The sequence below is a fragment of the Hydrogenophaga sp. genome, from assembly GCF_050182545.1.
GTDB lineage: Bacteria > Pseudomonadota > Gammaproteobacteria > Burkholderiales > Burkholderiaceae_C > Hydrogenophaga.
This window is the reverse complement of record NZ_JBFXCD010000021.1, coordinates 24,505-50,175: the sequence shown is the minus strand read 5'-3', so window position 1 is coordinate 50,175 and position 25,671 is coordinate 24,505. Positions and strand designations below refer to the sequence as shown.

Annotated in this window: 28 protein-coding genes; 15 read left to right on the top strand and 13 right to left on the bottom strand. The window is 66.7% G+C overall.

The features are described 5' to 3' along the window. Window positions 1-32 precede the first annotated feature (32 nt). From AB7P10_RS17625 to hpaR, 12 genes are all read right to left on the bottom strand, one after another. A complete protein-coding gene (locus AB7P10_RS17625) occupies window positions 33-1,121 on the bottom strand; it encodes a Rieske 2Fe-2S domain-containing protein (RefSeq protein ID WP_428295162.1) in 1,089 nt (362 codons plus the stop codon). 108 nt (window positions 1,122-1,229) lie between these two features. Then, window positions 1,230-2,045 (bottom strand): helix-turn-helix transcriptional regulator, encoded by an 816-nt coding sequence (locus tag AB7P10_RS17620; RefSeq protein ID WP_428295161.1) that lies wholly within the window; start codon window positions 2,043-2,045, stop codon window positions 1,230-1,232. Between the two features lie 41 nt (window positions 2,046-2,086). Next, a complete protein-coding gene (locus AB7P10_RS17615) occupies window positions 2,087-3,043 on the bottom strand; it encodes a 2-dehydropantoate 2-reductase (RefSeq protein WP_428295179.1) in 957 nt (318 codons plus the stop codon). A gap of 67 nt (window positions 3,044-3,110) precedes the next feature. After that, the gene (locus tag AB7P10_RS17610) at window positions 3,111-3,905 is read right to left on the bottom strand and encodes a class II aldolase/adducin family protein (RefSeq protein WP_428295160.1); all 795 of its coding nucleotides are present in this window, start codon (window positions 3,903-3,905) and stop codon (window positions 3,111-3,113) included. 22 nt (window positions 3,906-3,927) lie between these two features. Beyond that, window positions 3,928-4,746, bottom strand: coding sequence for an aldolase/citrate lyase family protein (locus AB7P10_RS17605; protein WP_428295159.1), 819 nt, complete (start codon window positions 4,744-4,746; stop codon window positions 3,928-3,930). Between the two features lie 11 nt (window positions 4,747-4,757). Next, window positions 4,758-5,585, bottom strand: a complete 828-nt coding sequence (gene hpaH, locus AB7P10_RS17600; RefSeq protein ID WP_428295158.1) for a 2-oxo-hept-4-ene-1,7-dioate hydratase — start codon at window positions 5,583-5,585, stop codon at window positions 4,758-4,760. Between the two features lie 9 nt (window positions 5,586-5,594). Beyond that, window positions 5,595-6,041 (bottom strand): 5-carboxymethyl-2-hydroxymuconate isomerase, encoded by a 447-nt coding sequence (locus AB7P10_RS17595; RefSeq protein WP_428295157.1) that lies wholly within the window; start codon window positions 6,039-6,041, stop codon window positions 5,595-5,597. Window positions 6,042-6,049: 8 nt separating this feature from the next. Beyond that, a complete protein-coding gene (hpaD, locus tag AB7P10_RS17590; protein WP_428295156.1) occupies window positions 6,050-6,976 on the bottom strand; it encodes a 3,4-dihydroxyphenylacetate 2,3-dioxygenase in 927 nt (308 codons plus the stop codon). Window positions 6,977-7,300: 324 nt separating this feature from the next. Next, window positions 7,301-8,773 carry a 5-carboxymethyl-2-hydroxymuconate semialdehyde dehydrogenase gene (gene hpaE / locus AB7P10_RS17585; RefSeq protein WP_428295155.1) on the bottom strand — a complete coding sequence of 491 codons (1,473 nt, stop codon included), beginning with the start codon at window positions 8,771-8,773 and terminating at the stop codon, window positions 7,301-7,303. Next, the gene (locus AB7P10_RS17580; protein WP_428295154.1) at window positions 8,770-9,552 is read right to left on the bottom strand and encodes a fumarylacetoacetate hydrolase family protein; all 783 of its coding nucleotides are present in this window, start codon (window positions 9,550-9,552) and stop codon (window positions 8,770-8,772) included. Before AB7P10_RS17580 ends, hpaE begins: the two co-directional genes overlap by 4 nt. Further along, window positions 9,549-10,208 (bottom strand): fumarylacetoacetate hydrolase family protein, encoded by a 660-nt coding sequence (locus AB7P10_RS17575; protein WP_428295153.1) that lies wholly within the window; start codon window positions 10,206-10,208, stop codon window positions 9,549-9,551. Before AB7P10_RS17575 ends, AB7P10_RS17580 begins: the two co-directional genes overlap by 4 nt. Then, entirely contained in the window at window positions 10,205-10,693 is a 489-nt protein-coding gene (gene hpaR, locus AB7P10_RS17570; protein ID WP_428295152.1) for a homoprotocatechuate degradation operon regulator HpaR, read from the bottom strand. The genes AB7P10_RS17575 and hpaR overlap by 4 nt, the downstream gene beginning before the upstream one ends. 80 nt (window positions 10,694-10,773) lie before the next feature. Here hpaR and AB7P10_RS17565 point away from each other — a divergent pair, with 80 nt between their 5' ends. After that, a complete protein-coding gene (locus AB7P10_RS17565; protein ID WP_428295151.1) occupies window positions 10,774-11,835 on the top strand; it encodes an NAD(P)H-dependent flavin oxidoreductase in 1,062 nt (353 codons plus the stop codon). On the opposite strand, the gene AB7P10_RS17560 is transcribed toward AB7P10_RS17565, so the two are convergent. Further along, window positions 11,786-12,895, bottom strand: a complete 1,110-nt coding sequence (locus tag AB7P10_RS17560; protein ID WP_428295150.1) for a hypothetical protein — start codon at window positions 12,893-12,895, stop codon at window positions 11,786-11,788. The genes AB7P10_RS17565 and AB7P10_RS17560 overlap by 50 nt on opposite strands. Window positions 12,896-12,922: 27 nt before the next feature. Here AB7P10_RS17560 and radA point away from each other — a divergent pair, with 27 nt between their 5' ends. The 14 genes from radA (at window position 12,923) to AB7P10_RS17490 (ending at window position 25,669) form a co-directional block, all read left to right on the top strand. After that, window positions 12,923-14,299 (top strand): DNA repair protein RadA, encoded by a 1,377-nt coding sequence (radA, locus tag AB7P10_RS17555; protein ID WP_428295149.1) that lies wholly within the window; start codon window positions 12,923-12,925, stop codon window positions 14,297-14,299. 70 nt (window positions 14,300-14,369) lie between these two features. Next, the gene (locus AB7P10_RS17550) at window positions 14,370-14,807 is read left to right on the top strand and encodes a glycerate kinase (RefSeq protein WP_428295148.1); all 438 of its coding nucleotides are present in this window, start codon (window positions 14,370-14,372) and stop codon (window positions 14,805-14,807) included. Between the two features lie 52 nt (window positions 14,808-14,859). Continuing rightward, on the top strand, window positions 14,860-15,810 hold the full coding sequence (locus AB7P10_RS17545) for a branched-chain amino acid transaminase (RefSeq protein WP_428295147.1): 951 nt from the start codon (window positions 14,860-14,862) through the stop codon (window positions 15,808-15,810). Between the two features lie 10 nt (window positions 15,811-15,820). Then, complete coding sequence (locus tag AB7P10_RS17540) at window positions 15,821-16,027, top strand: zinc-finger domain-containing protein (RefSeq protein ID WP_428295146.1); 207 nt, start codon at window positions 15,821-15,823, stop codon at window positions 16,025-16,027. A gap of 105 nt (window positions 16,028-16,132) precedes the next feature. After that, window positions 16,133-17,203 carry a dTDP-glucose 4,6-dehydratase gene (gene rfbB, locus AB7P10_RS17535; protein ID WP_428295145.1) on the top strand — a complete coding sequence of 357 codons (1,071 nt, stop codon included), beginning with the start codon at window positions 16,133-16,135 and terminating at the stop codon, window positions 17,201-17,203. Next, entirely contained in the window at window positions 17,200-18,099 is a 900-nt protein-coding gene (rfbD, locus tag AB7P10_RS17530) for a dTDP-4-dehydrorhamnose reductase (RefSeq protein ID WP_428295144.1), read from the top strand. Before rfbB ends, rfbD begins: the two co-directional genes overlap by 4 nt. A gap of 14 nt (window positions 18,100-18,113) precedes the next feature. Then, window positions 18,114-19,001 carry a glucose-1-phosphate thymidylyltransferase RfbA gene (gene rfbA, locus AB7P10_RS17525; RefSeq protein ID WP_428295143.1) on the top strand — a complete coding sequence of 296 codons (888 nt, stop codon included), beginning with the start codon at window positions 18,114-18,116 and terminating at the stop codon, window positions 18,999-19,001. Further along, on the top strand, window positions 18,998-19,546 hold the full coding sequence (rfbC, locus tag AB7P10_RS17520; RefSeq protein WP_428295142.1) for a dTDP-4-dehydrorhamnose 3,5-epimerase: 549 nt from the start codon (window positions 18,998-19,000) through the stop codon (window positions 19,544-19,546). Before rfbA ends, rfbC begins: the two co-directional genes overlap by 4 nt. A 98-nt stretch (window positions 19,547-19,644) precedes the next feature. Beyond that, a complete protein-coding gene (gene gmd, locus AB7P10_RS17515) occupies window positions 19,645-20,766 on the top strand; it encodes a GDP-mannose 4,6-dehydratase (protein WP_428295141.1) in 1,122 nt (373 codons plus the stop codon). Continuing rightward, entirely contained in the window at window positions 20,763-21,734 is a 972-nt protein-coding gene (fcl, locus tag AB7P10_RS17510; RefSeq protein WP_428295140.1) for a GDP-L-fucose synthase, read from the top strand. Before gmd ends, fcl begins: the two co-directional genes overlap by 4 nt. After that, window positions 21,731-22,723 (top strand): hypothetical protein, encoded by a 993-nt coding sequence (locus AB7P10_RS17505; RefSeq protein WP_428295139.1) that lies wholly within the window; start codon window positions 21,731-21,733, stop codon window positions 22,721-22,723. The genes fcl and AB7P10_RS17505 overlap by 4 nt, the downstream gene beginning before the upstream one ends. Then, window positions 22,723-23,640, top strand: coding sequence for an NAD-dependent epimerase/dehydratase family protein (locus AB7P10_RS17500; RefSeq protein ID WP_428295138.1), 918 nt, complete (start codon window positions 22,723-22,725; stop codon window positions 23,638-23,640). Before AB7P10_RS17505 ends, AB7P10_RS17500 begins: the two co-directional genes overlap by 1 nt. Further along, entirely contained in the window at window positions 23,637-24,830 is a 1,194-nt protein-coding gene (locus AB7P10_RS17495) for a glycosyltransferase family 4 protein (protein WP_428295137.1), read from the top strand. The genes AB7P10_RS17500 and AB7P10_RS17495 overlap by 4 nt, the downstream gene beginning before the upstream one ends. Next, the gene (locus tag AB7P10_RS17490) at window positions 24,827-25,669 is read left to right on the top strand and encodes an ABC transporter permease (protein WP_428295136.1); all 843 of its coding nucleotides are present in this window, start codon (window positions 24,827-24,829) and stop codon (window positions 25,667-25,669) included. The genes AB7P10_RS17495 and AB7P10_RS17490 overlap by 4 nt, the downstream gene beginning before the upstream one ends. Window positions 25,670-25,671 lie beyond the last annotated feature (2 nt).

Genomic DNA, 25,671 nt, shown 5'->3' with positions numbered 1-25,671 from the left:
GCATGTCTCCAGGGTCGTTGTGGGGAAAAAGCTCAGGCCACGGTGGCCGGTTGCGGTGACGGGTCCAGCGTCGCCTGCTGCTCGGCGCGCACGCGCGCCTCCAGCAGGCGGCGGAACTGGATCAACGCGCCGTCCATGGCCAGCGGCATCATGGGCAACGCGGGGTTGAGCTGGATGTTGCGGTGCTGCGCGGTGATCATGTCGCGGTCTTCATTGAACGCGCTCACCAGGCTGTTGTAGATGCTCTCGGTCACGGTCTCGTCACCCTCGCCCACCGGGTGCGACTGCTGGAAGAAATAGTGCGTGGTGGTGGCGGTCTCGGGCGTGAGCGTCTGGCAGGAATGCAGGCGCACCGACGGGCCGGGTGCGTCCGGTGCGGCACCCGTCGGCCGCCCACCCGAGTGCATCAGCAAGGTGCCGGGCAGCAGGAATTCGTAGACGAACCAGCGGTCCAGGTTCGTGTCGAAGCGGCGAAAGCGCTGGTAGAACGGCGGCGCGGGCACGTCGTTGACGTGGCGCGAGACCTTGATGCCCATCTGCGGCCAGCCAGCCATGGCGCCGGGCACCGCCTCGATCACCGGGCGCGACTGCGCGATGCGCGTGGAGCCCCCCAGTGTCTTCTCGTGCACATAGCTCAGGTGCGAGAAGTCGAGCAGGTTGTCGGCAATCAGCAGGTAGGGCGTGTCGTAGTGCAGGTAGCCGGGCTTGTTCTTCCAGTCCGGGCTGTCACAGCTGAAGTTGTCGGGCAGCAGCGCGGTGTCGGCCAGCGCGGGCTCACCCATCCAGACGAACACCCAGCGGTTCTTCAGCGCCACCGGATAGCTGCGCACACGCGCGCGCGCCGGCACGACCTCAATGCCGGGGGCCTCCACGCAACGGCCCTCCGGGTCGAACTTCAGACCGTGGTAGCCGCAGCGCACACAGTCGCCTTCGCGCTTGCCCACCGAGAGCGGCGCGTGCCGGTGGCAGCAACGGTCCTCCAGCGCCACCAGCTCGCCAGCCCGCGTGCGGTAGACCAGCACCGGCTCGCCGAGCACGGTGCGGGTGAAGAGTTGCGGCGCATCGGCCGCCGGGATCTCATGGTCCCAGGCGATCACGTACCAGCAATTGCGCAGCCACATGGACTTGTCTCCTTTTCGTGGGAATGTGGACCCATGCTAGGTGGCGTGTTCATGAGGACTGTCCCCCCCGAAGGGGATGGACAAGGGCACTTGCCGACCCACGCCAGCCTATGCCAGCCAGCGCGCCAGCCGCATCCGGTCGGCCGGCAGACCCGCGTCGGCGAGTTTCGCGTAGGCGCGCTTTCTCAAGGTCACCACCGTTGACGGCGCCACGTCGAGATCGGCGGCGATGCCGTCCGCACTCAGGCCGCAGGCGATGCGCGCGCAGACGGCGCGCTCGCGCGGCGACAGCGAAGGCGCGTGACGCGCCAGGCGCTGCTCGGCCTGCGCCACCTGGGCCTGACGATCGGCCGCGACCGCACCCACCTGCAGCGCCGCATGGTGAGCCTGGCGCAACAGCGGCGCGAGCGCGAGCAGCTGGTCGATCTCATGCGGCTGAAACAGGCCCTGACGGTCGTCGCGGTAGAGGTGGATCGCCTGCACCGCGCCCGGTGCCGGCGCGTGCAGCAGCGTGAAGCGCTCGGTGAGGCGTTCGCGCACGTAGATGTCGTCGCGCCAGCCGCGCACCGGCAGTTCGTCGGCGCGGCAGTGCAGCACCGCGACCTCGCGCGCCGGGCGGGTGGCCGCGTGGCCAGCGATGCGCATCACCGCGTCGCTGCGGAAGTAGCTGCGCCGGTAGATGGCGAAACACTCGGCCACCACGTCGCGCCCCTGCGTGTGCTGGGAACTGCCTTCGATGAGTTCGGGCAGGTCACGCCGGAAAGCCACGAGCGAGAGGTATTCCACCGGCACGACCGCCTGAATGGCGCGCAGCAAGCGCGGCGCGCTCAGCGGTGCGCTGGCCACGTCAAGCAGGGCCTGCACCGCCGTGGCCGGCAGGGCCAGGCCGGGAGCGGGTGCGTCGAAGGTCCAGGTGGTGGGCATGGGTCCGATTCTTGTGTGCCCGACCACGCACCACCAGCGGACTAACCCTGTCGGACCGAGGGCAGCGGGTACAGCCCGAGCGACTGTGCCTTCAGGCGCGCCAGTCCCAGCAGCGCATCGGTGAAGGGCGCGGGCACCTGGGTGATCTGGCCCAGCTCGCGCACCGCGCTGACCAGCGCATCCAGCTCCAGCGGCTTGCCGGCTTCCACGTCCTGCAGCATCGAGGTCTTGATCGCGCCCAGCTTGCGCGTGAGCACATGGCGGTCTTCGGGCTGCTGGTCAATGGGAATGCCCAGACGGGCGCCGATCTCGCGCGCTTCGAGCATCACCTGGCTGATGAAGCCGCGCACCAGGTCGTCGTCCATGATGCGGTCGGTGGTGGCGCCGGTGAGCGCGCTCACCGGGTTGACGGTCATGTTGCCCCAGAGCTTGTACCAGACGTCTTTCTGGATCTGCGGCGACACGGAAGCGTCGAAGCCGGCACGGCGCAACAGCCCGGCCAGGGCCACCACGCGTTCGCTGTTCTCACCCGAGGGTTCGCCGATGATGAGACCGTTGCCGAAGTGGTGACGGATCACGCCGGGTGCGTCCACCGAGCAGCTCGCGTGCACCACGCAGCCGACGACATGGCGCGCGGGAATGGCGCGCTCGAGTTCGCCCTGCGGGTCCACGGTCTGCAGCCGGGTGCCGGCGCGCTCGCCGCCAAAGCCGTTGAAGAACCACCAGGGCACGCCGTTCATGGCCGTGAGCACCACGGTGTGGCGCCCGATCAGGGGCTCGATGCTGCGCGCCAGGCCGGCGAGCGCCGGCGCCTTGACGGCCACGATCACCAGGTCCTGCACGCCCAGGGTGGCCGCGCTGGCGGCCGCGGCCACCGGTGCGCCCTGCAACTGGCCGTCCTGGTGCAGTTGCAGGCCGTCGCGCTGCAGCGCGGCCAGCGTCTCGCCGCGCGCCAGGGCGCTGACGGTGCAGCCCGCGTGCGACAGGCGCACGCCCATCCAGCCCCCAATGGCGCCCGCACCGACGATGGCGACGCGCTGGAAAACGGGTGTGGTGCTCAAGGTGTCACTCCAGATAGCTTGGGTCGAACCGGTTGACCTGGCGCACCAGGGCATCGAACACGTCGCGCCCGGCGCCGTGGTGGGGGTTGAACTGCAGCGCGTCGCGCGTGCATCTGGCAGCGATGGCCTCGGGCACGGGCAGCGCGGCCTGCGCGCCCCCCATGGAGAACGTGGCCAGCTGAATCTCGCAGGCGCGCTGCAGCGTCCAGAGAATGGCGAAGGTCTGCGGCAGGGTCGCGCCCCAGGCCAGCAGGCCGTGGTTTCGCAGGATCACCGCAGGCTTGTTGCCAATGCTCTTGAGCAGGCGCGGCGCCTCGTCGGCATGGATGGTGATGCCTTCGAAGTCGTGGTAGGCCACCATGTCGTGCAGCTGCGCGGTGTAGAAGTTGGTCTGCTGCAAGCCATCCTTCAGACAGGCCACGGCCACGCCGGCGGTGGTGTGGGTGTGCATCACACAGTGCGCGCCCGGCAAACCGTCGTGGATGGCAGCGTGCACCGTGAAGCCGGCGGGGTTGACCGGATGCGGCGAGCCGTCGAGCACCTCGCCCTGCAGGTTGATCTTCACGAGGTTGCGCGCGGTGACTTCGCTGTAGTGCAGGCCAAACGGATTGATCAGGAACTGCTTGTCCTCGCCGCTCACGCTGGCGGGCAGGCGAAGCGTGATGTGGTTGTAGATCATCTCGGTCCAGCCAAGCAGGGCGAAGACGCGGTAGCAGGCGGCGAGTTCGACGCGCGCGGCCCACTCGTCGGCGTGCATGCCGGCGGGTGCGGCGGTGGCGGGTTGCAGGGCAGCATTCATGGGTTTCTCCGGTCGCGGGTTGTCAGTACACGGCGCCCCGGGCCGGCGCGGCCACGGCGGGCGCATCGGCCTTGAAGCGCGCGGCCAGGGCGCTGGTCTGGCGCACGAGGATCTGCGTGTCCAGCCCCACGGCCACGAACACCGCGCCGAGCGCGAGGTAGTGGCGCGCCTGGGCCTCGTCGCTGGTGAGGATGCCGGGCGCCTTGCCCGCGCGCAGGATGCGGGCGATGGCGTCCTCGATCGCGGCCTGCACCTCGGGGTGGCCCGGGTTGCCGACATGGCCGAGCGAGGCCGAGAGGTCGGCCGGGCCGATGAACACGCCGTCCACACCGGGTGTCGCGGCAATGGCATCCAGGTGCCGCAGGGCCTCGCGCGTCTCGGCCTGCACCAGCAGGCAGACCTGGGCATTGGCCTCCTTCGCGTAGTTCGGGTAGCGGCCCCAGCGCGAGGCGCGGCTGCCGGCCATGCCGCGCACACCGCCCTGGCCGTCGTCCTGCGGGTATCGGCAGGCGCGCACCAGCGCGGCGGCCTGTTCGGGCGTGTCGACCATGGGCACCAGCAAGGTCTGCAGGCCCAGGTCCAGGTACTGCTTGATCAGCGCGGTGTCACCCACGGGCACACGCGCGATGGCGTGCGAGCCCGGGTAGGCGGCGATGGCCTGTGCCTGCGCGAGCACGTCGCGCAGGCCGTTGGGTGCGTGCTCGCCGTCGATCAGCAGCCAGTCGAAACCGGCGCCGGCGCAGATCTCGGCGCTGTAGGCGCTGGCCATGCCAAGCCAGAGGCCGATCTGGGCGCGCCGCTGTGCGAGCGCCTGCTTGAAGGGGTTGGTGGGTGTCTGCATGGTGGCGGCTTTCAAACGAACTGGAACTTGAGGCAACCCAGGGGGCCGTAGTCGGCCTCGAACAGGTCGCCCGCTTTTGCGGCCACCGGCCGCGTGAACGAACCAGCGAGCACGATCTGGCCCGACTGCAGCGACTCGCCCCAGGGCGCGAGCTTGTGCGCCAGCCAGGCGATGCCAATGGCCGGGTGGCCCTGCACGCCGGCGGCCAGTCCGGTTTCCTCCACCGCGCCGTTCTGCCGCAGCACCGCGCCGCACCAGGGCAGGTCGGTGGTGTGCGGGTCGGCGCGGTAGCGCGGGTCGCCCTCGCCGATCACGATGCCGGCGTTGGCCGCGTTGTCGCTGATCGTGTCGAACACCTTGCGCATCACCTTCGTGTGGCGGTCGAACTGCTCGATGCGCGCGTCGATGATCTCGATGGCCGGCGTCACGTACTCGGTGGCGGCGAGCACGTCCTGCACAGACACGCCCGCGCCCTGCAGCGGTGCCTTGAGCACGAAAGCGAGTTCCACCTCCACGCGCGGCGCGATGAAGCGCGCCGCAGGAATCTGCAGCACCTGACCCGCCGGGGCGGTAAACAGCATGCTGTCGAGCAGGGTGCCGAAGTCGGGTTCGTCGATCTGGCTGGCCATCTGCATGGCGCGGCTGGTCAGGCCGATCTTGTGGCCGATGACCTTCTTGCCACCGGCGACCTGTTGCGCCACCCAGGCGCGGCCGACGCGGTAGCCGTCGTCGATGGTCATGCCGGGAAAGCGCCGGGAGAAGTGCTCCAGCGGCACACGGCTGCGCTCGGACTGGTCGAGTTCGGCAGCGAGCTGCTGGATGAGGGTGTCGTCGAGCATGGTCTGGGGTCAGCCTCGGTTGAAGAGCGGATGCAGCGAACTGGTCTTGCCGTCGAACACCTCGTGCCCCTCGTCCACCTGCACGGTGATGCCGATCGGGCGGGCGGCGAGTTGCGCGGCGAAGTGCGCTTTCACGACGGCCTGCAGTGCGTCGCCCACGCGCTGGTGCGTGAGCGCGCTGCGGCCTTTGGCCATGCGCAGGTTCATGTAGACGAAGGCGTAGTCGCCGCCCTGCCCGGCAGCGATGCCGGCCGCGCCACCGTCGGCAATGGCGCTGTGCGCAGCCGGGTAGGCGAACACCCGCGTGCCGCCGGTGGGAAAGACCTGCCTGTCCGCTTCGTCGCGCACGGCCAGCATGGCGCCGCACAGCGTGCGACAGAGCGCACCCATGTCGGCGCCGCCTTCGCTCACGGCGCGGTCGAGGTTGGGCGTGTAGAGGATGACGAGGTGGGGCATGGTGGCAATCAGAGGCGCGAGACGGCCTGGAAACCCTGCGCCGAGGATGCCTGCGGCGCGGGGATGGCGCTGCCCGTGACGGGCGTGACCGGGAAGGCGATGTTGATCTGCCCCGTACCCGAGGCGCCGAAGTACGGCGTGATCACCTCGCCGTGGCCGTCGTACTCGCTCCAGCCGAGCGCGCCCAGCATCATGGCGGTGTCGTGCATGAAGCCCTCGCCGTGGCCCTTGACGGCGTACTCGGGCAGCATCTCGCAGAAGGCCTTCCATTCGCCGCTCTGCCACATGCGCACCACCTCGTGGTCCATGGTTTCGAGGAAGGGGCTCCAGAGCTTGAAGGCGTATTCGGGCGCCAGGCCGTTCTGCGCGAAGCGGTGGCTGAGCGAGCCGCTGGCGAGGATGGCGACGGTGCCGTCGTATTCGTCCTCGATGGCGCGGCGAATGGCCCAGCCCAGGCGCACGCTGTCGTTCAGGTAGTGCGCCATGCACAAGGCCGAGACGGAGACGGCCCTGAAGTGCTGGTCGGGGTTCATGTAGCGCATGGGCACCAGGGTGCCGTACTCGGGCGCGAGGGTGGTGCCTTCGTGCGCGAGGGTGTCGACCTTCATCTCGTTGGCCACCCGGGCCAGCAGGTGGCCGAGCTCGGGGTTGCCCGGGATGGCGTAGGGCAGGTTGCTGATGAAGTGCGGCAGTTCGTTGCTGGTGTAGAGGCCTTCCCAGTGCCGGGTGCAGTTGATGTGGTAGCTGGCGTTGACGAGCCAGTGGGTGTCGAAGACGACAAAGGTGTCCACGCCCAGGTCGCGGCAGCGCTGGCCGATGTGTTTGAGGCCGTCGATGGCGTCCTGCCGCGTGCCCTTGCGGGGGCCTTCATCGATCTCGCTGAGGACGATGGAGGGGACGTGGGTGATCTTGGCGACGAGTGCTAGTTTGCCCATATGTGCTCTCTCTTTGTGCGTTGGGTTTCGCTCGCTCCGTGGCTCTGACCCAGGGGGTACCCGCCTCCGCTCATGTCCCCCGCCAAGGGCTTTGCCCTTGGCTCCTCCTTGACTTCGCTGCGGCGGGCACCCCCTGGGTCAGAGCCACCGCGGACCGCGTGCACCACGGCGCGAACGCCCACACGCCGCTTCGGATTGAGGAGGCTGGGCGCTCTGCGCAGCGAAGTCAAGGAGGAGGGCCGGGCGAAGCCCGGTCCGGGGGACATGAGCGGAGCAGAGCGCCCAGCCTCCTCAATCCCGCCGATACGCAGGAGCGAAAGCATTTCACACCCCCCAATGCGGAATGTGGTGCGACCCCAGAGACACCGCCACGTTCTTGGGCTCCAGGAACACCTCGTAACTCCAGGTGCCCCCCTCGCGCCCCGTGCCCGACGCCTTGGTGCCGCCAAACGGTTGCCGCAGATCGCGCACGTTCTGCGAGTTCACGAAACACATGCCCGCCTCGATGGCCGCCGCCACGCGGTGCGCGCGCCCCAGGTTCTCCGTCCACACGTAGCTGGAGAGCCCGTACTGGATGTCGTTGGCCAGCTCGATCGCGTGCGCTTCATCCCTGAACGGAATCAGGCAGGCCACCGGGCCGAAGATCTCTTCCTGCGCGATGCGCATGCGGTTGTCCACATCGGCAAACACGGTGGGCCAGACGTAGTTGCCCTTCGCCACGCGCGCCGGCAGCTCGGCCGCGTACGACGGCCGGTCCAGCCCGCCACAGAGCAGCGTGGCGCCCTCTTTCGGGCCCAGCTCGATGTAGCTGCGCACCTTGGCCAGATGCCCCTGGCTCACCATCGGGCCGACGATGGTTTTCTCGTCCAGCGGGTCGCCCACGGTGATGCGCTTGGCTCTCTCGGCGAACTTCTGCGCGAAATCGGCATAGATACTTTGCTCCACCAGGATGCGGCTGCCCGCCGTGCAGCGTTCGCCGTTGTTGCTGAAGATCATGAACACGGCGGCGTCCAGCGCTCGGTCCAGATCGGCGTCGTCGAAGACCACGAACGGGCTCTTGCCGCCCAGTTCCATGCTGAACTTCTTCAACCCGGCACTCTGCACGATGCGGTTGCCCGTGGCGGTGGAGCCGGTGAAGGAGATGGCGCGCACATCCGCGTGCGCGCACAGCGGCTCGCCGACCTCCTTGCCGTAGCCGTGCACCACGTTCAGCACCCCGGGGGGAATGCCGGCCTCCAGCGCCAGCTCGCCCAGGCGCGCGGCCGTCAGCGGCGAGAGCTCGCTCATCTTGAGCACCGCGGTGTTGCCGAAGGCCAGGCAGGGCGCGGTCTTCCAGGTGGCGGTCATGAACGGCACGTTCCAGGGGCTGATGAGCGCGCACACGCCCACCGGGTGGAACAGGGTGTAGTTCAGGTGCGTGGGTGTGGGGTAGGTGTGGCCGTCCACGCGCGTGCACATCTCGGCGAAGTACGAGAAGTTGTCGGCCGCGCGCGGGATCAGCTGCTTGCCCGTCTGCGCGATCACCTGGCCGCTGTCGTTGGTCTCGGTCTGCGCGATGGCCGGCACGTTCGCGGCGATCAGCTCGCCCAGCCTGCGCACGAGCCTGGCGCGCTCGGTCGCCGGCAGGCCGGCCCATTTCGGGAACGCGTCCTTCGCGGCCTGCACGGCGGCGTTGACTTCGTCCCGGCCACCGGCCGCGACCTCGGCCAGCACCTCCTGCGTCGCGGGGTTGATGGTTTCGAAGGTGGAGGCGCTGGCCACGGCCTGGCCGTTGATGAGGTGCGAAATCGTCGTCATGGTGATGCGGAGGATGAGGTGATGGTGTTGACCAGTTCGCCAATACCTTCGATGGACGTGACGATCACGTCACCGGGCTGGCAGTCGACGACGCCATCGGGCGTGCCGGTGAGGATCAGGTCGCCGGGTTGCAGGGTCATGAATGCGCTGAAGTACTCGATCAGCGTGGGCACGTCGAAGATCATGTCGCGCGTGCTGCCCTGCTGCGTGACCTGGCCGTTCACGGTGGTCCGCAGCGCGAGGTTCATCGGATCGGCCACATCGGCCGCGTCCACCAGCCAGGGGCCGATGGGCGTGCAGGTGTCGCGGTTCTTCACGCGCAGGTTGGGCCGGTACCAGTTCTCCAGCACGTCGCGGATGGCGTAGTCGTTGGCCACGGTGTAGCCGGCCACGCAGTCCAGTGCGTCGGCCTTCTTCACACGCCGGGCGGTGCGCCCGATCACCACAGCGAGTTCGCATTCGTAGTGCATGAAGTTCACGCCCGGCGGGCGCAGCGTGAGGCCGCGGTGACCGGTGAGCGAGGCTTCGCCCTTGACGAAGGCCAGCGGCTCTTCGGGCGCCTTGAACGCGAGTTCCCTGGCGTGGTCCGCGTAGTTCAGGCCCAGGGCGAGCACGGTGCGCGGGCGCTGCGGCGGCAGCGGTTGCAGTGGGGGCAGCCAGACCACGTCGTCAAAGGCCACGCGGCGACCTTGCAGGCCCGGCGTGAGCAGTTCAAGCTGGCCGTCGGCCTCAACGGCGTCGTGGACCGCCCCGGCCCAGGCGATGCGGGCGCGTTTCATGCGGCGGCCTCCTCTTGCGTGAAGCTGTGCAGCGTGGGCAGGGCGAAGCCGGGCGCCGTGATTTCCACCATGTCGCCCGCGTGCACCAGTGGCCGCGAGCCGTCTTCCAGGCAGTCGCTGCCCAGCATCAGCACGTCGCCGGGACGCAGGGTCATGAATTCGTTCACGTCGGCCAGCAGCGTGGCGGCGTCGCGCACCATCGCGGCCAGCTCGGTGGTCTGGCGGTGCACGCCGTTGATGTGCAATTCGATCTGCAGCTCGGCCAGGCCATCCAGCCCGCCGAGCTGCGCCAGTGGCGCGCACACCGCGCCCACGCCCAGGAAGCCGTCGACGCAGCGCGCCTTGATGGGCGGCCGGTAGTAGCTTTCGTGCGCGATGGCCACGTCGTTGAAGAGCACCGCGCCCCAGGCGCCACCGGCCTCCATCACCAGCCCCAGCGAGGCCGACACTTGCACCGGCGCGCCGGCGGGCAACACGATCGCCCCACCCGCTGGCGTGAATGTGTTGGCGGTCTTGACGTAGAGCACGGGCGCCCTGGGTGGCGACTTGTAAGGCGCCTCGTTCATGCGCGGCGCCCACAGCGCCCATTCGCGCTGGAAGTTCAGCAGCGTGCCGTAGACGGTGCCGGCCGGCATCCAGGGGCAAGGCGGGTTCATGCGGCGTCCTCCTCGAGGTCGTTCGCTTCGGTGCCCTGGGGCGCCTCGAGCGCGATCACTTCGTCCAGCAGCGCGTACAGCTGCGCCAGCCGTGCCTTGCCCAGGCGCTGCTCCATCCAGCCGTAGTGCGCTTCGATGGTGCTGGACAGGCTCTTAACGAGCTTGAGCCCCGCCGGGGTGGCGCGCACCACGGTGCGCCGCGCGTCCTGCGGGCAGCGGCTGCGCGCGATCAGGCCGTCGCGCTCCATGCGGCTGAGCACGCCGGTGAGGCTGGGGCCAAGCAGAAAGGCCTCTCGCGCCACGCGCCCGGTCTCCACACCACCGGCGAGCTGGGCGTGTTCGCCGAGCACGCGCAGCACGCGCCACTGCTGGTCGGACAGGCCGTACTCGCGCAGGCTGGGCCGGGTGTGGAGCATCACGGCCTCGCGCGCTTCGAGCAGCAGGCGCGGCAGGTTGCGGTGGATGAAAGGGGTGTTGTCGCTCATTTATTTAATATGTTAAATGAACTTTCCAGATACACATTCAGGGTTTACCCCGTGGGGTGTCCCGGTGAGAATGCGCGCTTATGAATGCACTCACCACCCTGCTCGGCACCGAACATCCCTTGATCCAGGCGCCCATGGCGGGTGTGCAGGGCGCGGCCCTGGCGGTGGCGGTGAGCAACGCGGGGGCCTTGGGCTCGCTGCCCTGCGCCATGCTCGCGCCCGACGCGCTCGAACGCGAGCTGACCGCACTGGCCGCCGGCACGCAGCGGCCTTACAACGTCAACTTCTTCTGCCATACGCCACCAGAGCCCGACGAGGCCCGCGAAGCCGCCTGGCGCTTCTGGCTCGCGCCCTTTTACGAGCAGGCCGGGCTGGACATCGACGCCGTGCCTGCCGGCCCTGGGCGCGTGCCGTTCAACCGCGCCGCGGCCGACCTGCTGGAGCGCTTCCGGCCGAAGGTGGTGAGCTTTCACTTCGGCCTGCCCGACATCGACCTGCTCGAGCGCGTGAAAGGCTGGGGCAGTGTGGTGCTGTCGTCGGCCACCACGGTGGAGGAGGCGCGCTGGCTCGAGGCCTTCGGCGTGGACGCCATCATTGCCCAGGGCGTGGAGGCCGGTGGCCACCGCGGCATGTTCCTCAGCGACGACATCACCGAGCAGATGGGCACCTTTGCGCTGCTGCCGCAGGTGGTGGCCGCCGTGAGCGTGCCGGTGATCGCGGCCGGCGGCATTGCCGACGCCACCGGCGTGGCCGCCGCCATGGCGCTGGGCGCCTCGGGCGTGCAGGTGGGCACGGCCTACCTGTGCTGCCCCGAAGCCACCACCAGCGCGGTGCACCGCGCCGCGCTGCAGAGCGATGCGGCCCACCACACCGCCCTCACCCGCGTGTTCACCGGCCGCCCCGCGCGCGGCATCGTCAACAAGGTGATGCGCGAACTCGGCCCCATGAACCCGGCGGCCCCGCATTTCCCCCTGGCCACGGCGGCCATGGCGCCGCTGCGCGCGCACTGGGAAGCCAGGGGCAGCGGCGACTTCTCACCGCTGTGGTCGGGACAGAACGCCAGCGGTTGCCGGGAGGTGCCGGCGGCCGAGCTCACGCGCGAGCTGGTGCAGGGCTTGCGCTCAGGTCCCGCTGCGCATTGAGCCAGCGCTTGAGCCGCGCGGGTTCTTCAAGCTGCGCCCGGTCGTCTGCGAGCTGCGCCAGAGCGGCTTCCAGCGCACGGGTCTGATCGATCCGGTTTTGCAACAAGGTGTTGGCGTTGGATGAGACGCCCTCGGGCAGGTCGAACTCATCCGCCAGGGCGTTTTGCCGCGCCGCGCGCTCACGTTCCAACTCGGCCACCTGGGCCTTCAACAAAAGCGTCAGCGAGGCCAGGCGCTGGTCAGACAGCTGGTGCACCGCCTCCGGGGCTGCCAGTTCCGCGCGGCCCTGTATCTGCAGCAGCGTGACGAGGTCGCGCTTTTCATATGCGGCGTTGGCCTCGCTCATCAGCGCGGTCTTGGCCAGGCGCGCCTTCGGGTCGGTCTCGCGGTCCGGGTGCATGGCGCTGGCGAGTTGGCGGAACAGGCGGCGCAGCAGGGTGTCGGCCTCAAGCTGCCCGGCGGTCTGGCGTTCGACCACCCCGGGCTTCTTGCGCGCGCGCTTCGCCTGTGCGGCGGTGCGCTTGCGCTCCTGTGCTTCGTCCTGTGATCGGCGCAGGCGCTCCATGCCGGCGCGCAGCAGCTGTTCGGCGCTCAGGCCCTGCCCATCGTCCTGCAGCGGTTCGCCCAGCACCGCTTCCAGGCGCTGGCGCAGGGCGTCGGCCTCGTCCTGTTTCAGCCGGGCCAGCGGGCGCGGGCTGTGGCGGTCGTGCAGCTCGCGCATCGCGGCGTCGCCGTCTTCGGCCAGGGTGCGCGCCCAGCGGCACAGCACGGTGCGTGCGGTCTCGGCCTGCGCGCGGCTCAGCACCTTGCCTCGCAGGTGTTCGTCCAGCGCGAACGCCAGGTCGCGTTGCGCCTGCGTGAGCTGCCGCCGCAACGGGTCGACCGCGGTGTGCAGTGCCTGCCGGTGCAACTGGCCCAGGGTGTCGAGCTCGGCGAGCTGGCTGCGCAGCTTGTCGATGCGGGCGAGCTGCAGGTTGTAGGCGCGCGCGGCGGCCGACAGGGGCTGCGCGGAGGGCGGCAGCACGCGCAGGGCGGTGGCATCGTTCGGGCTTGATGGCATGGGCTCTCGACTATATTGCCCGGCAACATGGCCAAAGACAAAACCCAATACACCTGCAGCGAATGCGGCGGCAGCAGCCCCAAGTGGCTGGGCAAATGCCCGCACTGCAACGCCTGGAACACGCTGGTCGAAACCGTGGCGGAGGCGGCCTCCCCGTCGAAGAACCGTTTTGCCTCGCTGGCGAAGACGGCGGAGGTGACGGCGCTGGCCGACATCGACGCCACCGACGTGCAGCGCACGCCCACGGGCCACGACGAACTGGACCGGGTGCTGGGGGGCGGCATCGTCGAAGGCGGTGTGGTGCTGATCGGCGGCGACCCGGGCATCGGCAAGTCCACCCTGCTGCTGCAGGCGCTGGATTCGCTGCAGCGCGCCGGACTCAAGACGCTCTACGTCACCGGGGAAGAAAGCGGCGCCCAGGTGGCGCTGCGCGCGCGCCGGCTCGGGCTGGACGGTTCCCAGGTCAGCGTGCTGGCCGAGATCCAGCTGGAGAAGATCCTGGCCACGCTGGAGGCGACACGGCCCGCGATCGCGGTGATCGACTCGATACAGACGGTGTACTCCGAACAGCTCACGTCCGCGCCGGGCTCGGTGGCGCAGGTGCGCGAGTGCGCGGCGCACCTGACGCGCGCGGCCAAGGCCAGTGGCACGGCCATCGTGCTGGTGGGGCACGTCACCAAGGAAGGCGCGCTGGCCGGACCGCGCGTGCTGGAGCACATGGTGGACACCGTGCTGTACTTCGAGGGCGACACGCACAGCAGCTTCCGCCTGATCCGCGCGATCAAGAACCGGTTTGGCGCGGTCAACGAGATCGGCGTTTTCGCCATGACGGAGAAGGGCCTCAAGGGCGTGAGCAACCCGAGCGCGATCTTCCTGTCGCAACACAGTGAACCGGTGCCGGGCAGCTGCGTGATGGTGACGCTGGAGGGCACGCGGCCCATGCTGGTGGAGATCCAGGCGCTGGTGGACAGCGGCGGGCCGTCGCCCCGCCGCCTGAGCGTGGGCCTGGAACGCGACCGGCTGGCCATGCTGCTGGCGGTGCTGCACCGCCACGCTGGCGTGGCCTGCATGGACCAGGACGTGTTCGTCAATGCCGTGGGCGGTGTGCGCATCAGCGAACCGGCAGCCGACCTGGCGGTGATGCTGGCGATCACCTCCAGCCTGCGCGGCAGGCCGCTGCCCAAGGGTTTTCTGGCTTTCGGCGAGGTCGGTCTCGCCGGCGAAGTGCGGCCTGCCCCGCGTGGCCAGGAGCGCCTGAAGGAGGCGGCCAAGCTGGGCTTCAGCGTGGCGGTGGTGCCCAAGGCCAACCTGCCGAAGAAGAACGACAAGGCGTTCGAAGGCCTCACCGTGCACGGCGTGGACCGCATCGAGGAGGCCATGGAGCTCGCGCGCAGCCTGGCCTGAGCGGCACCGGCGCCCGTCCATCCGTACAAGCCGCAGGACCGCGGGCGCTGCCGGCACCGACAATGCCCCCATGCGATTCCAGAAAATCTTCGTTCTCGCGGGCTGCGCCGCCCTGCTCTACATGTCGCACCGCGCCTATGGGTGGCCCGGCCTGGCGGCGGCCGGTGGCGGCTTGCTCATGTGGCTGCTGCTGCATTTCACGCGCCTCATGACGATTCTCCAGCGCGCCGCCCACCGCCCCATCGGCTATGTGGACAGCGCGGTCATGCTCAACGCCAAATTGCGCCCGGGCGTGACGCTGATGCACGTGGTGGCCATGACGCGCTCGCTGGGCGAGCGGCTGTCGGATGAAAACGTGCAGCCCGAGGTCTACCGCTGGCGGGACAACGGCGACTCCTTTGTGACAGCCGACTTCCAGGACGGCAAGCTGCAGCGCTGGAAACTGGACCGCCCGGCCCCGGCAGATGCCGATCCGGTGGCACCGCAAGCGGGTGGTCCGACGCCGTAAAATCGCGGGTTTGGCAGCCGGTCTGCCGCAGACAAACAACCCAAGGACCCCCATGAGCTCCATCGTTCCCTCGATGTCCGACCGCGACGGCAAGATCTGGATGGATGGCCAGATGGTGGACTGGCGCGACGCCAAGATCCACGTGCTGACCCACACCCTGCACTACGGCTGCGGCGCCTTCGAGGGGGTGCGCGCCTACAACACCCAGGGCGGTACGGCGATCTTCCGGCTGGAGGAACACACGGAGCGCCTGTTCAACAGCGCCAAGATCCTGCGCATGAAGATCCCGTTCACGCAGGACGAGGTGAACGAAGCCCAGAAGGCCGTGGTGCGCGACAACAAGCTGGAAAGCTGCTACATCCGCCCGCTGACCTGGATCGGCGACAAGAAGCTGGGCGTCTCCCCCCGGGGCAACACCATCCACCTGATGGTCGCAGCCTGGGCCTGGGGCGCCTACCTGGGCGACGAAGGCCTCAAGCGCGGCATCCGCGTCAAGACCAGCAGCTACACCCGCCACCACGTCAACATCACCATGACGCAGGCCAAGGCAGTGAGCAACTACAGCAACAGCATCCTGGCCAACATGGAAGCGCTCGACGACGGCTACGACGAGGCCCTGTTGCTGGACTCCAGCGGCTTCGTGAGCGAGGGCGCGGGCGAGAACATCTTCGTGATCAAGAGCGGCGTGATCTACACGCCCGACCTCTCGGCCGGCGCGCTCAATGGCATCACGCGCAACACCGTGTTCCACATCGCCAAAGACCTCGGCCTGGAGATCGTGCAGAAGCGCATCACGCGCGACGAGGTCTACATCGCCGACGAAGCCTTCTTCACCGGCACGGCGGCCGAGGTCACCCCGATCCGCGAGCTCGATCGCATCGAACTCGGCAAGGGCGACTACGTGGGCACGCGCGGGCCGATCACCGAGAAGATCCAGAGCGCCTTCTTCGACATCGTCAATGGCCGCAATCCGAAGTACGCCCACTGGCTGGCCAAGGTCTGAGGAGCACGCCATGAGCAAAGCCACCGTCGAACTCAAGGCCTCCGACCTCAACGCCCATGGTGGCGTGTTCTGCCCCAGCCCGCTGGCCGACATGAAGCTGTGGAACAGCCACCCCAAGGTCTATCTGGATGTGGCCGCCACCGGCGAGGCGAAGTGCCCCTACTGCGGCACGGTGTACCGCCTCAAGGCCGGCGAGACCGTGGCGCACGGTCACTGAATCGATGAGATGGGGGGTCTGCCGGCGGCGCCGGTGGACCGCAGATAATGCAGTGGGCAGGGCGTCGAGGGCGGCGCCCGAAGACCCACACCACAAGGGGAACTCATGATTCTCGTCACTGGCGGCGCCGGCTTCATCGGCGCCAACTTCGTGCTTGACTGGCTGGCGCAGCATGACGAGCCCGTGCTCAATCTGGACAAGCTGACCTACGCCGGCAACCTGGAGACGCTGGCCAGCCTGCGGGGGGACGCCCGCCACGTGTTCGTGCAGGGTGACATTGGCGACGGCGCCCTGGTAGGCCGGTTGCTTGCCGAACACCAGCCGCGCGCAGTAGTCAACTTCGCCGCCGAAAGCCATGTGGACCGCTCCATCCACGGCGCTGAGGACTTCATCCAGACGAACATCGTGGGCACCTACCGCCTGCTCGAGGCCGTGCGCGCGCACTGGTCCGGCCTGCCGGATGCCGACAAGGCCGCCTTCCGCTTCCTTCACGTGAGCACCGACGAGGTGTATGGCAGCCTCGCGCCCAACGAGCCCGCCTTCACCGAGACGCACCGCACGGAGCCCAACAGCCCCTACAGCGCCAGCAAGGCAGCGAGCGACCACCTGGTGCGCGCCTGGCACCACACCCACGGCCTGCCGGTGCTCACCACCAACTGCAGCAACAACTACGGCCCCTTCCACTTCCCCGAGAAGCTGATCCCGCTGATGATCGTCAACGCGCTGGCGAGCAAGGCCCTGCCGGTGTATGGCGACGGCATGCAGGTGCGCGACTGGCTGTACGTGACCGATCACTGCAGTGCGATCCGCCGCGTGCTGGAGGCTGGCCGCGTGGGCGAGACCTACAACGTGGGTGGCTGGAACGAGAAGCCCAACATCGAGATCGTGCACACCATCTGCGCCCTGCTCGACGAGTTGCGCCCGCGCGCCGACGGCGCCTCCTACACCACGCAGATCACCCATGTGAAGGACCGCCCGGGACACGACCGGCGCTACGCGATCGACGCGCGCAAGCTGGAAGCCGAACTGGGCTGGAAGCCGGCCGAGACCTTCGAAACCGGCATCCGCAAAACCGTCCAGTGGTACCTGGACCACCCCGACTGGGTTGCCCACGTGCAGAGCGGCGCCTACCGGCAATGGGTGCAGACGCAATACGGGGCGCCGGCCACCGCATGAAGATCCTGCTGCTCGGCAAGAATGGCCAGGTGGGCTGGGAGCTGCAGCGCAGCCTGGCGCCGCTGGGCGTGCTGATCGCGCTGGACCGCCACAGCGGCGATGCCGACGGTGGCTGTGGCGACCTCACCGAGCCGGATGGGCTGCGCGCCACGGTGCTCCGGCACCGCCCGGACGTGATCGTCAACGCGGCGGCCTACACGGCGGTGGACAAGGCCGAGAGCGAGCCTGAACTCGCGCGCACGGTCAACGCGCTCTCGCCCGGGGTGCTCGCCGAAGCCGCCCGGGAAACCGGCGCCCTGCTCGTGCACTACTCCACCGACTACGTGTTCGACGGCAGCGGTCGCACGCCCTGGCGCGAAGGCGCCGCCACAGGGCCCCTGAGCGTGTATGGGCGGACCAAGCTCGATGGCGAGCAGGCCATCATCGGGGCCGGGGCACGCCACCTGATCTTTCGGACCAGCTGGGTCTACGCCGCGCGAGGCGGCAATTTCGCGCGCACCATGTTGCGCCTGGCCCAGGAGCGCGAACGCCTCACCGTGATCGACGACCAGTGGGGTGCGCCGACGGGGGCCGAACTGATCGCCGATGTGACGGCCCATGCCATTGCCCAGGCGGAGCGGGGTACGGCCGGCGCAGGCACCTACCATCTGGCCGCGGCGGGAGAAACCAGCTGGAATGGCTACGCCCGCTTCGTGATCGAGACCGCGCGCACGCTTCAACCCAGCCTGCCCCTCAAAGCGCAGGACGTGGCGCGGGTGCCTACCAGCGCCTTTCCCACGCCCGCCCAGCGCCCCTTGAATTCGCGCCTGGACACCTCACGCCTGCGCGAGACGTTCGGCCTCGCGCTACCCGACTGGCGCTCCGGCGTGCAGCGCATGCTCACCGAAATCCTCTGACCCCAAGGAATCGAATGACCCAACGCAAAGGCATCATCCTCGCGGGCGGCTCAGGCACCCGCCTGCACCCAGCCACATTGGCCATCAGCAAGCAACTGCTGCCGGTGTACGACAAGCCAATGATCTATTACCCCCTGACCACGCTGATGCTGGCGGGCATTCGTGACGTGTTGATCATCAGCACGCCACAGGACACACCGCGCTTCCAGCAACTGCTGGGCGACGGCAGCGCCTGGGGCATGAACCTGCAGTATGCGGTGCAGCCCAGCCCGGACGGCCTGGCACAGGCCTTCATCATCGGCGCTGACTTCGTCGGCAACAGCCCGAGCGCGCTGGTGCTGGGCGACAACATCTACTACGGCCACGACTTCACGACGCTGCTCGCCGACGCCGACACGCAGGCCCACGGTGCCACGGTGTTCGCGTACCACGTGAACGACCCGGAGCGCTATGGCGTCGTGGCCTTCGACGCGCAAGGCAAGGCCCGCAGCATCGAGGAAAAGCCGGCGAAACCACAGAGCAACTTTGCCGTAACCGGCCTGTACTTCTATGACCAGCAGGTGGTCGACATTGCCAGGGCGGTGAAGCCCAGCGCGCGCGGCGAACTGGAGATCACCGCCGTCAACCAGGCCTACCTGGACCGGGGCGAGCTCAACGTGCAGATCATGCAGCGCGGCTATGCGTGGCTGGACACCGGCACGCATGAGAGCCTGCTCGAAGCCGGCCAGTTCATCGCCACGCTGGAGCACCGCCAAGGGCTCAAGATCGCCTGTCCGGAAGAGATTGCATGGCGGCATGGGTGGATCGACGCCGCCAGGCTGCAGGCCCTGGCCGAACCTCTGAAGAAGAACGGCTACGGCCAGTACCTGCTGCGGTTGCTCAACGAATCGGCGCAACGATGAAAGTCACCCCCACCGCCATCCCCGACGTGCTGATCATCGAACCCAGGGTGTTCGGTGATGAGCGCGGTTTCTTCCTCGAAAGCTTTAACCAGAAGGCGTTCAACGAAGCGACCGGCCTGGACCTGAACTTCGTGCAGGACAACCACTCACGTTCGGCCAAAGGCGTGCTGCGTGGGTTGCACTACCAGCTGCCGCCGCATGCGCAGGGCAAACTGGTGCGGGTGGTGCGTGGGAGTGTGTTTGACGTGGCGGTGGACATTCGAAAGAACTCCCCCACGTTCGGACGCTGGGTCGGTGTTGAACTCAGCGAAGACAATCACCGCCAGTTCTGGATCCCCGCTGGATTTGCGCACGGTTTTCTGGTTACGAGCGAGAGCGCGGATTTTTTGTATAAGACGACGGACTACTATGCTCCCGATTGCGAGCGCTGCATCGTATGGAACGACCCGACGCTTGCGATCAACTGGCCAACCATCGTCCAGCCCCAGCTGTCAGCAAAAGACCGGAGCGGGCGATTGCTTCGGGATGCTGAAACGCATGCGTAGCTGCATTCACCGCATAGCACCAGCAGGAATTTAAGTAGCATGATGATCGTGCCACGCCGCGAAGCGGATCCGATCACCGGCATTTACAGGGGAATTGTTTGAACAAGAAGGCGTTGATCACCGGCATCACGGGCCAAGATGGGTCGTATTTAGCTGAATTTTTGCTCGAGAAGGGCTACGTGGTTCACGGCATCAAGCGCCGCGCCAGTCTGTTCAATACTGGCAGGGTAGATCATCTGTATCAGGATCCGCATGTCTCGCACCGCAACTTCGTCCTGCACTACGGCGATCTGACCGACACTAGCAACTTGGTGCGCATCGTTCAACAGGTACAGCCCGACGAGATCTACAACCTCGGGGCGCAAAGCCACGTCGCCGTGAGCTTCGAGAGCCCCGAGTACACGGCAGACGTCGACGCCATCGGCACACTGCGGCTGCTGGAGGCCATCCGAATCCTCGGCCTTGAGAAGAAGACCCGCTTTTACCAAGCGTCCACCTCGGAGCTATACGGTCTGGTGCAGGAGAGTCCTCAAAGGGAAAGCACGCCTTTCTACCCGCGCAGTCCCTATGGCGTTGCCAAGCTCTACGCATACTGGATCACGGTGAACTACCGCGAAGCCTATGGCATGTACACATGCAACGGCATCCTGTTCAACCACGAGAGTCCCCGGCGTGGCGAAACCTTTGTCACCCGCAAGATCACGCGCGGCCTGTGCCACATTGCGCAGGGGCTTGAGGCGTGTCTCTATATGGGCAACATGGACGCGTTGCGCGATTGGGGCCACGCCAAGGACTATGTGCGCATGCAGTGGATGATGCTGCAGCAAGCGCAACCCAAAGACTATGTGATCGCCACGGGCGTGCAGTACAGCGTGCGAGAGTTCATCACGAAATCTGCGGCACAACTCGGTGTTTCCCTGCGGTTTGAAGGCAAGGGAGAAGCCGAATGTGCCGTGGTGGCGGCCATTCACGGAGACAAGGCTCCGGCACTCAAGGTGGGAGACGTCGTCGTTCGGGTCGATCCGCACTATTTCCGGCCAGCCGAGGTCGAAACCCTGCTGGGCGATCCCGGACTGGCAAAGAAGGACTTGGGCTGGGTTCCTCAAATCACCCTGGACGAGATGGTCCGGGAAATGGTCGACCACGACTTGGAACAAGCCAGGCAACTGGCTTTGCTCAGGCAACACGGCTTCTCGGTGCAAGTGAGCAAGGAAAAATGACTTCCCCCGAAAAGATCTTCGTCGCAGGCCATAGGGGCATGGTAGGCAGCGCGATTGTTCGCGCCTTGCTGGCCCAGGGTGTCACTGCAGAATCGATCGTCACGCGCACCCGCGACGAACTGGATCTGAGCGACCAGGCGGCTGTGCAGACCTTCTTCCGCGAGGAAAAGCCCACACAGGTCTACCTGGCTGCGGCCAAGGTCGGTGGCATCCATGCCAACAACGTCTACCCGGCGGAGTTCATCTACCAGAACCTGATGGTGCAGGCCAACGTCATCCATGCGGCGCACACGCACGGCGTACAGAAGCTGCTTTTCCTCGGCTCCAGTTGCATCTACCCACGACAGGCTTCGCAACCCATGCGTGAGGATGCTCTGCTCACAGGGGTCCTTGAGTCCACGAACGAGCCCTATGCGGTAGCGAAGATTGCCGGCATCAAGCTTTGCGAAAGCTACAACCGCCAGTACGGTCGAGACTATCGCAGCGTCATGCCCACCAACCTCTACGGTCCTGGCGACAACTACCACCCGGAGAACAGCCACGTCATTCCGGCACTGCTGCGGCGCTTTCATGAGGCAGTCAAAGACGGCGCGCAACAGGTGACCATCTGGGGTACGGGTACGCCGAGGAGGGAGTTTCTGTACGTCGACGACATGGCCGCCGCCAGCGTCTTCGTGATGAATCTGCCGGCGGCATCCTACGCGGGCCAGGTGCAACCGCAGCTCAGTCACATCAACGTCGGCTTCGGGGAGGACATCACCATTGCCGAGTTGGCGCGTGCCATTGCAATGGTGGTGGGCTACCAGAACAGGATCGTGTTCGACCCCGAAAAACCCGACGGCACACCCCGAAAGCTGATGCATTCGGGGCGCCTCCAGGCCATGGGCTGGAAGCCGACCGTGTCGCTGGAAGCCGGTTTGCGACTGGCCTACCGCGACATGCAATTGCATGAAATGCGCAGTGCATGAACCAGAACATGAATGCCATTGAAGTGATCAAACGCAAGGCGCACGGATTTCTCGCGAGGGCGCTGTCATCGCAGATGCGCACGGAAGGCATTGCACTGCTCGCGGGCGAGACGGCTGCGCGCCAGGTGCGAGGGCTGGAGCGTTTGCGCAGCCTCTGCGACGCCGAGTTTCGGGTGTCCTCGCAATGGGGCGAAGACGGCATCATCGAATGGCTGGTGCACCAGATGGAGGGAATTCCTGAGTCCTTCGTTGAGTTCGGCGTCGAGAACTACCTCGAGTCGAACACCCGCTTTCTGCTGCAGCACCGCAACTGGCGCGGCCTGGTCATTGATGGCAGTGAAACGCACATCGATTTCATCCACCGGGACCAGATCAGTTGGCGCCACGATCTGACGGCCGTGGCCTCGTTCATCACGCGGGACAACATCAACTCGATCATCTCGGGCGCCGGCTTCACCGGGGAAGTCGGCATCCTCAGCGTCGACATCGACGGCGTCGACTACTGGGTCTGGGAGGCCATTGACTGCATCAACCCCCAGATCATCATCGCCGAGTACAACTCGGCCTTCGGCGACCTTCTCCCATTGACCGTTCCGTACACACACGATTTCGTCCGTTCGCGGGCGCACCACAGCAATCTCTACTACGGTCTTTCGATTCGGGCCGCCCAGTATCTCGCCACCGTACGCGGGTACACGCTGGTCGGAACCAATCGGGCTGGAAGCAACGCCTTCTTCGTCCGCAACGATCGAGGAGATTCCATCTTGAAGCGGATCGACGGGGTGCAGGACCGACCATCCCGATTCCGCGAGAGCCGCGCGCTGGACGGTTCATTGACATTTGTGGCGCCCGCCGACCGCACATCGACCATGGCGAACATGCCGGTCATCGACGTCTCCACGAACACCCAACGGCAACTGGGTGAGGCCCAGGGCCTGTTTTCGCCTCGTTGGCAGGCACTGCTCGCTGGCCGGGCTGAAGCGACGTGATGCCACGCAACGTTCTGGTCACGGGCGCCTTCGGTTTTCTGGGGCGGCACGTTGCACGAGCCTTTGCCCGGGCAGGACATTCGGTGCGCGGCATCGGCCACGGTGCATGGACTCGCGCCGAATGGAGCGAATGGGGCCTGGGCGAATGGCACTCGGCAGACCTCACCCTGGATTCCCTCGTGTCGTATGGCGGAGAACCGGACCTCGTCATCCATTGCGCCGGCAGCGGCTCTGTCGGCTTTTCGATGGCTCACCCTGCGCAGGATTTCGATCGAACGGTGGTTACCACGCGCGACGTGCTCGAGTACGCAAGGCTGCACCGTCCCCTTGCCCGGGTGGTAGTTCCCTCAAGCGCCAGCGTGTACGGCAACGCCGGGGACATGCCCATCGGCGTGGATGCGCCGCTGTGCCCCGTGTCCCCCTACGGCATGCACAAGAAGATGGCCGAGGAACTCTGCCTTTCCTATGCCCGCCATTTCGGTATCTCGGTGGGGATCGTTCGCTTGTTTTCCGTTTACGGCGTCGGGCTTCGCAAGCAGCTTCTATGGGACGCGTGCAGCAAGCTGTCGCGCGGACCAGCCACCTTCGGCGGAACCGGACACGAAACGCGCGACTGGTTGCATGTCGATGATGCCGCGCGGCTGCTGCTGTCGGCCGGCCTGGCGGACCCTTCGCACCGCTTGACCATCAACGGCGCGACTGGCGTGGGGGTGCCCATCCAACGGATCGTCGAAACCATTGCACAGGCTTTCGGCGGCACCGGTGATGTGCGGTTTTCGGGCGGGGGCCGACCGGGTGACCCACTTCACCTCGTCGCGGACATGCAGGGCACCGAAGCGCTTGACTGGCGTCCCATGCATTCGCTCGACACCGAGTTGCGGCATTTCGTGGAATGGTTCAAGTCGGGGGCGCCGTGAAGCGGATCGCCTTCTTCATGCAGGCCAACCAGCACGAATGGCTGGGTGGGCTCAGTTACCTGCGCAACCTGCTCAAGGCTGTGCTGGCCAATCCGGGCCGCCGCATCGAACCCGTATTGATGGTGCATCCAGCCATGGCGCAAACCGACCTGTCTGGCTTCCCCGCCGTCGAGGTCATCCGGACGCCACTGGTCATGCACAGGCACCCGGCGCGGTTGGCCAGCAGGGTTGTCTTCGATCTCTGCCAACGTGACATCACGCTGGAACTGTTGCTGCGAAAGCACCGCATCGACGCGCTGTCTCACGCGCCCGCCATCGGCACCAGGAGCACGGTTCCCTCCATCGGCTGGATTCCGGATTTCCAACACATTCGCATGTCTGAGTACTTCACGCAGCGCGAACGCGACGAGCGAGACCGGCAGTACCTCCGCCTGACGAACGGAAGCCACCGGCTCATCCTGAGCAGCAACGACGCCCGGCAGGATTTCACTTCGTTTGCACCGCACGCCATCGACAAGGCCCGCGTACTGCATTTCGTCGCCAGCCCGGACAGCACCGCGGCAGCGTTGACGCGCGAGCACATCGCGAGCCGCTTCGGTATCGATCGCCCCTACTTTCACCTACCCAACCAGTTCTGGACACACAAGAACCACGCTGTGGTGATTGAAGCCGTCGGCCTGCTGCGCAAGCAGGGCGTCGATTCGCTGGTCTTGGCAACCGGCAAGGCGTCCGATCACAGAGACCCGCAGCACTACGAGCGCCTGATGGCCCGGGTGAAGCAGCTTGGCATCGAAGACAGCTTCAGGGCGCTGGGGGTCGTGAGCCTGCCAGAGCTCCAGTCGCTCATGCTGCATGCGCTCGCGCTGATCAATCCGTCGAACTTCGAGGGCTGGAGCACGACCGTCGAAGAGTCAAAATCGCTCGGGCTGCCGATGATCCTTTCGGACATTCCCGTCCACCAGGAACAGGCGCCCGACCTGGGCCGCTTCTTCAAGAGCGGTTCCGCCGAAGCGCTGGCCGAGGCAATGCGGTCAGCGATGCGAACGCATGATCCGGTGCTGGCGAAACAGGCACGCAAAATGGCCGCGCAGCGTCTGCCGGAGCGGATGGTGCAATTCGGCCGCACCTACGAGGCGATTGCCCTCGACGCCATCTCCAATGCCGCGCGCCCCAAAGATAGCCGAACATGAATGCCCCCGATTCCCACCGGCAAGACCTGGTCATAGAAGCCGGTAGCTCACCCAGCCATTACGCCCGTGAAGTGTGGCGGTTTCGTAGCCTGCTCTTCATTCTTGCGTGGCGAGACATCCGGGTTCGATTCAAACAGACGGTCATCGGCGCCGCCTGGGCGCTGCTGCGCCCCTTGCTGACGTTGATCATCCTAACCATCGTGTTCAGCAAGATTGCGCGCCTGCCATCCGAAGGCAATGCGCCGTATGTGCTGTTGGTGTTAAGCGGCCTGTTGCCATGGCAGTTCTTCGCAGCCGGATTGTCCGATGCTGCCAGCAGCGTGACGGACAACGAGAAGATCGTCAGCAAGATTTATTTCCCCCGGCTTGTCATCCCCATCAGTGCATTGGCGGTTTGCGCCGTGGACTTTGCAATCGCACTGCTGATCATGGTCGGGATCTTTGCGTTTTACGGTTTGACCCCCGACTGGACCCTGCTGGCACTGCCGGTGGTGCTGGTGTTCGCTGTGCTGGCCGCGCTTGGGCCAGGCCTGTTGCTCGCTGCCCTCAACGTCAAGTACCGCGACTTTCGCTACGTGGTGCCCTTCATTGTGCAGATGGGTATCTACGTTTCGCCAGTCGCCTACAGCACCAGCCTCATCCCCGAGGGCTGGCGCACACTGTACTATCTCAACCCCATGGCGGGGCTGATCGACGCGTTTCGATGGACGGTCCTGGGAAGCAACTTCACGCCGTGGTTGCCCGGCATCGGATTGTCATTGAGCGTGCTGGTGGTGCTTTTGGTGGCGGGTACGCTCTACTTCCGTGCCACTGAGCGTTCGTTTGCAGACAACATCTGACC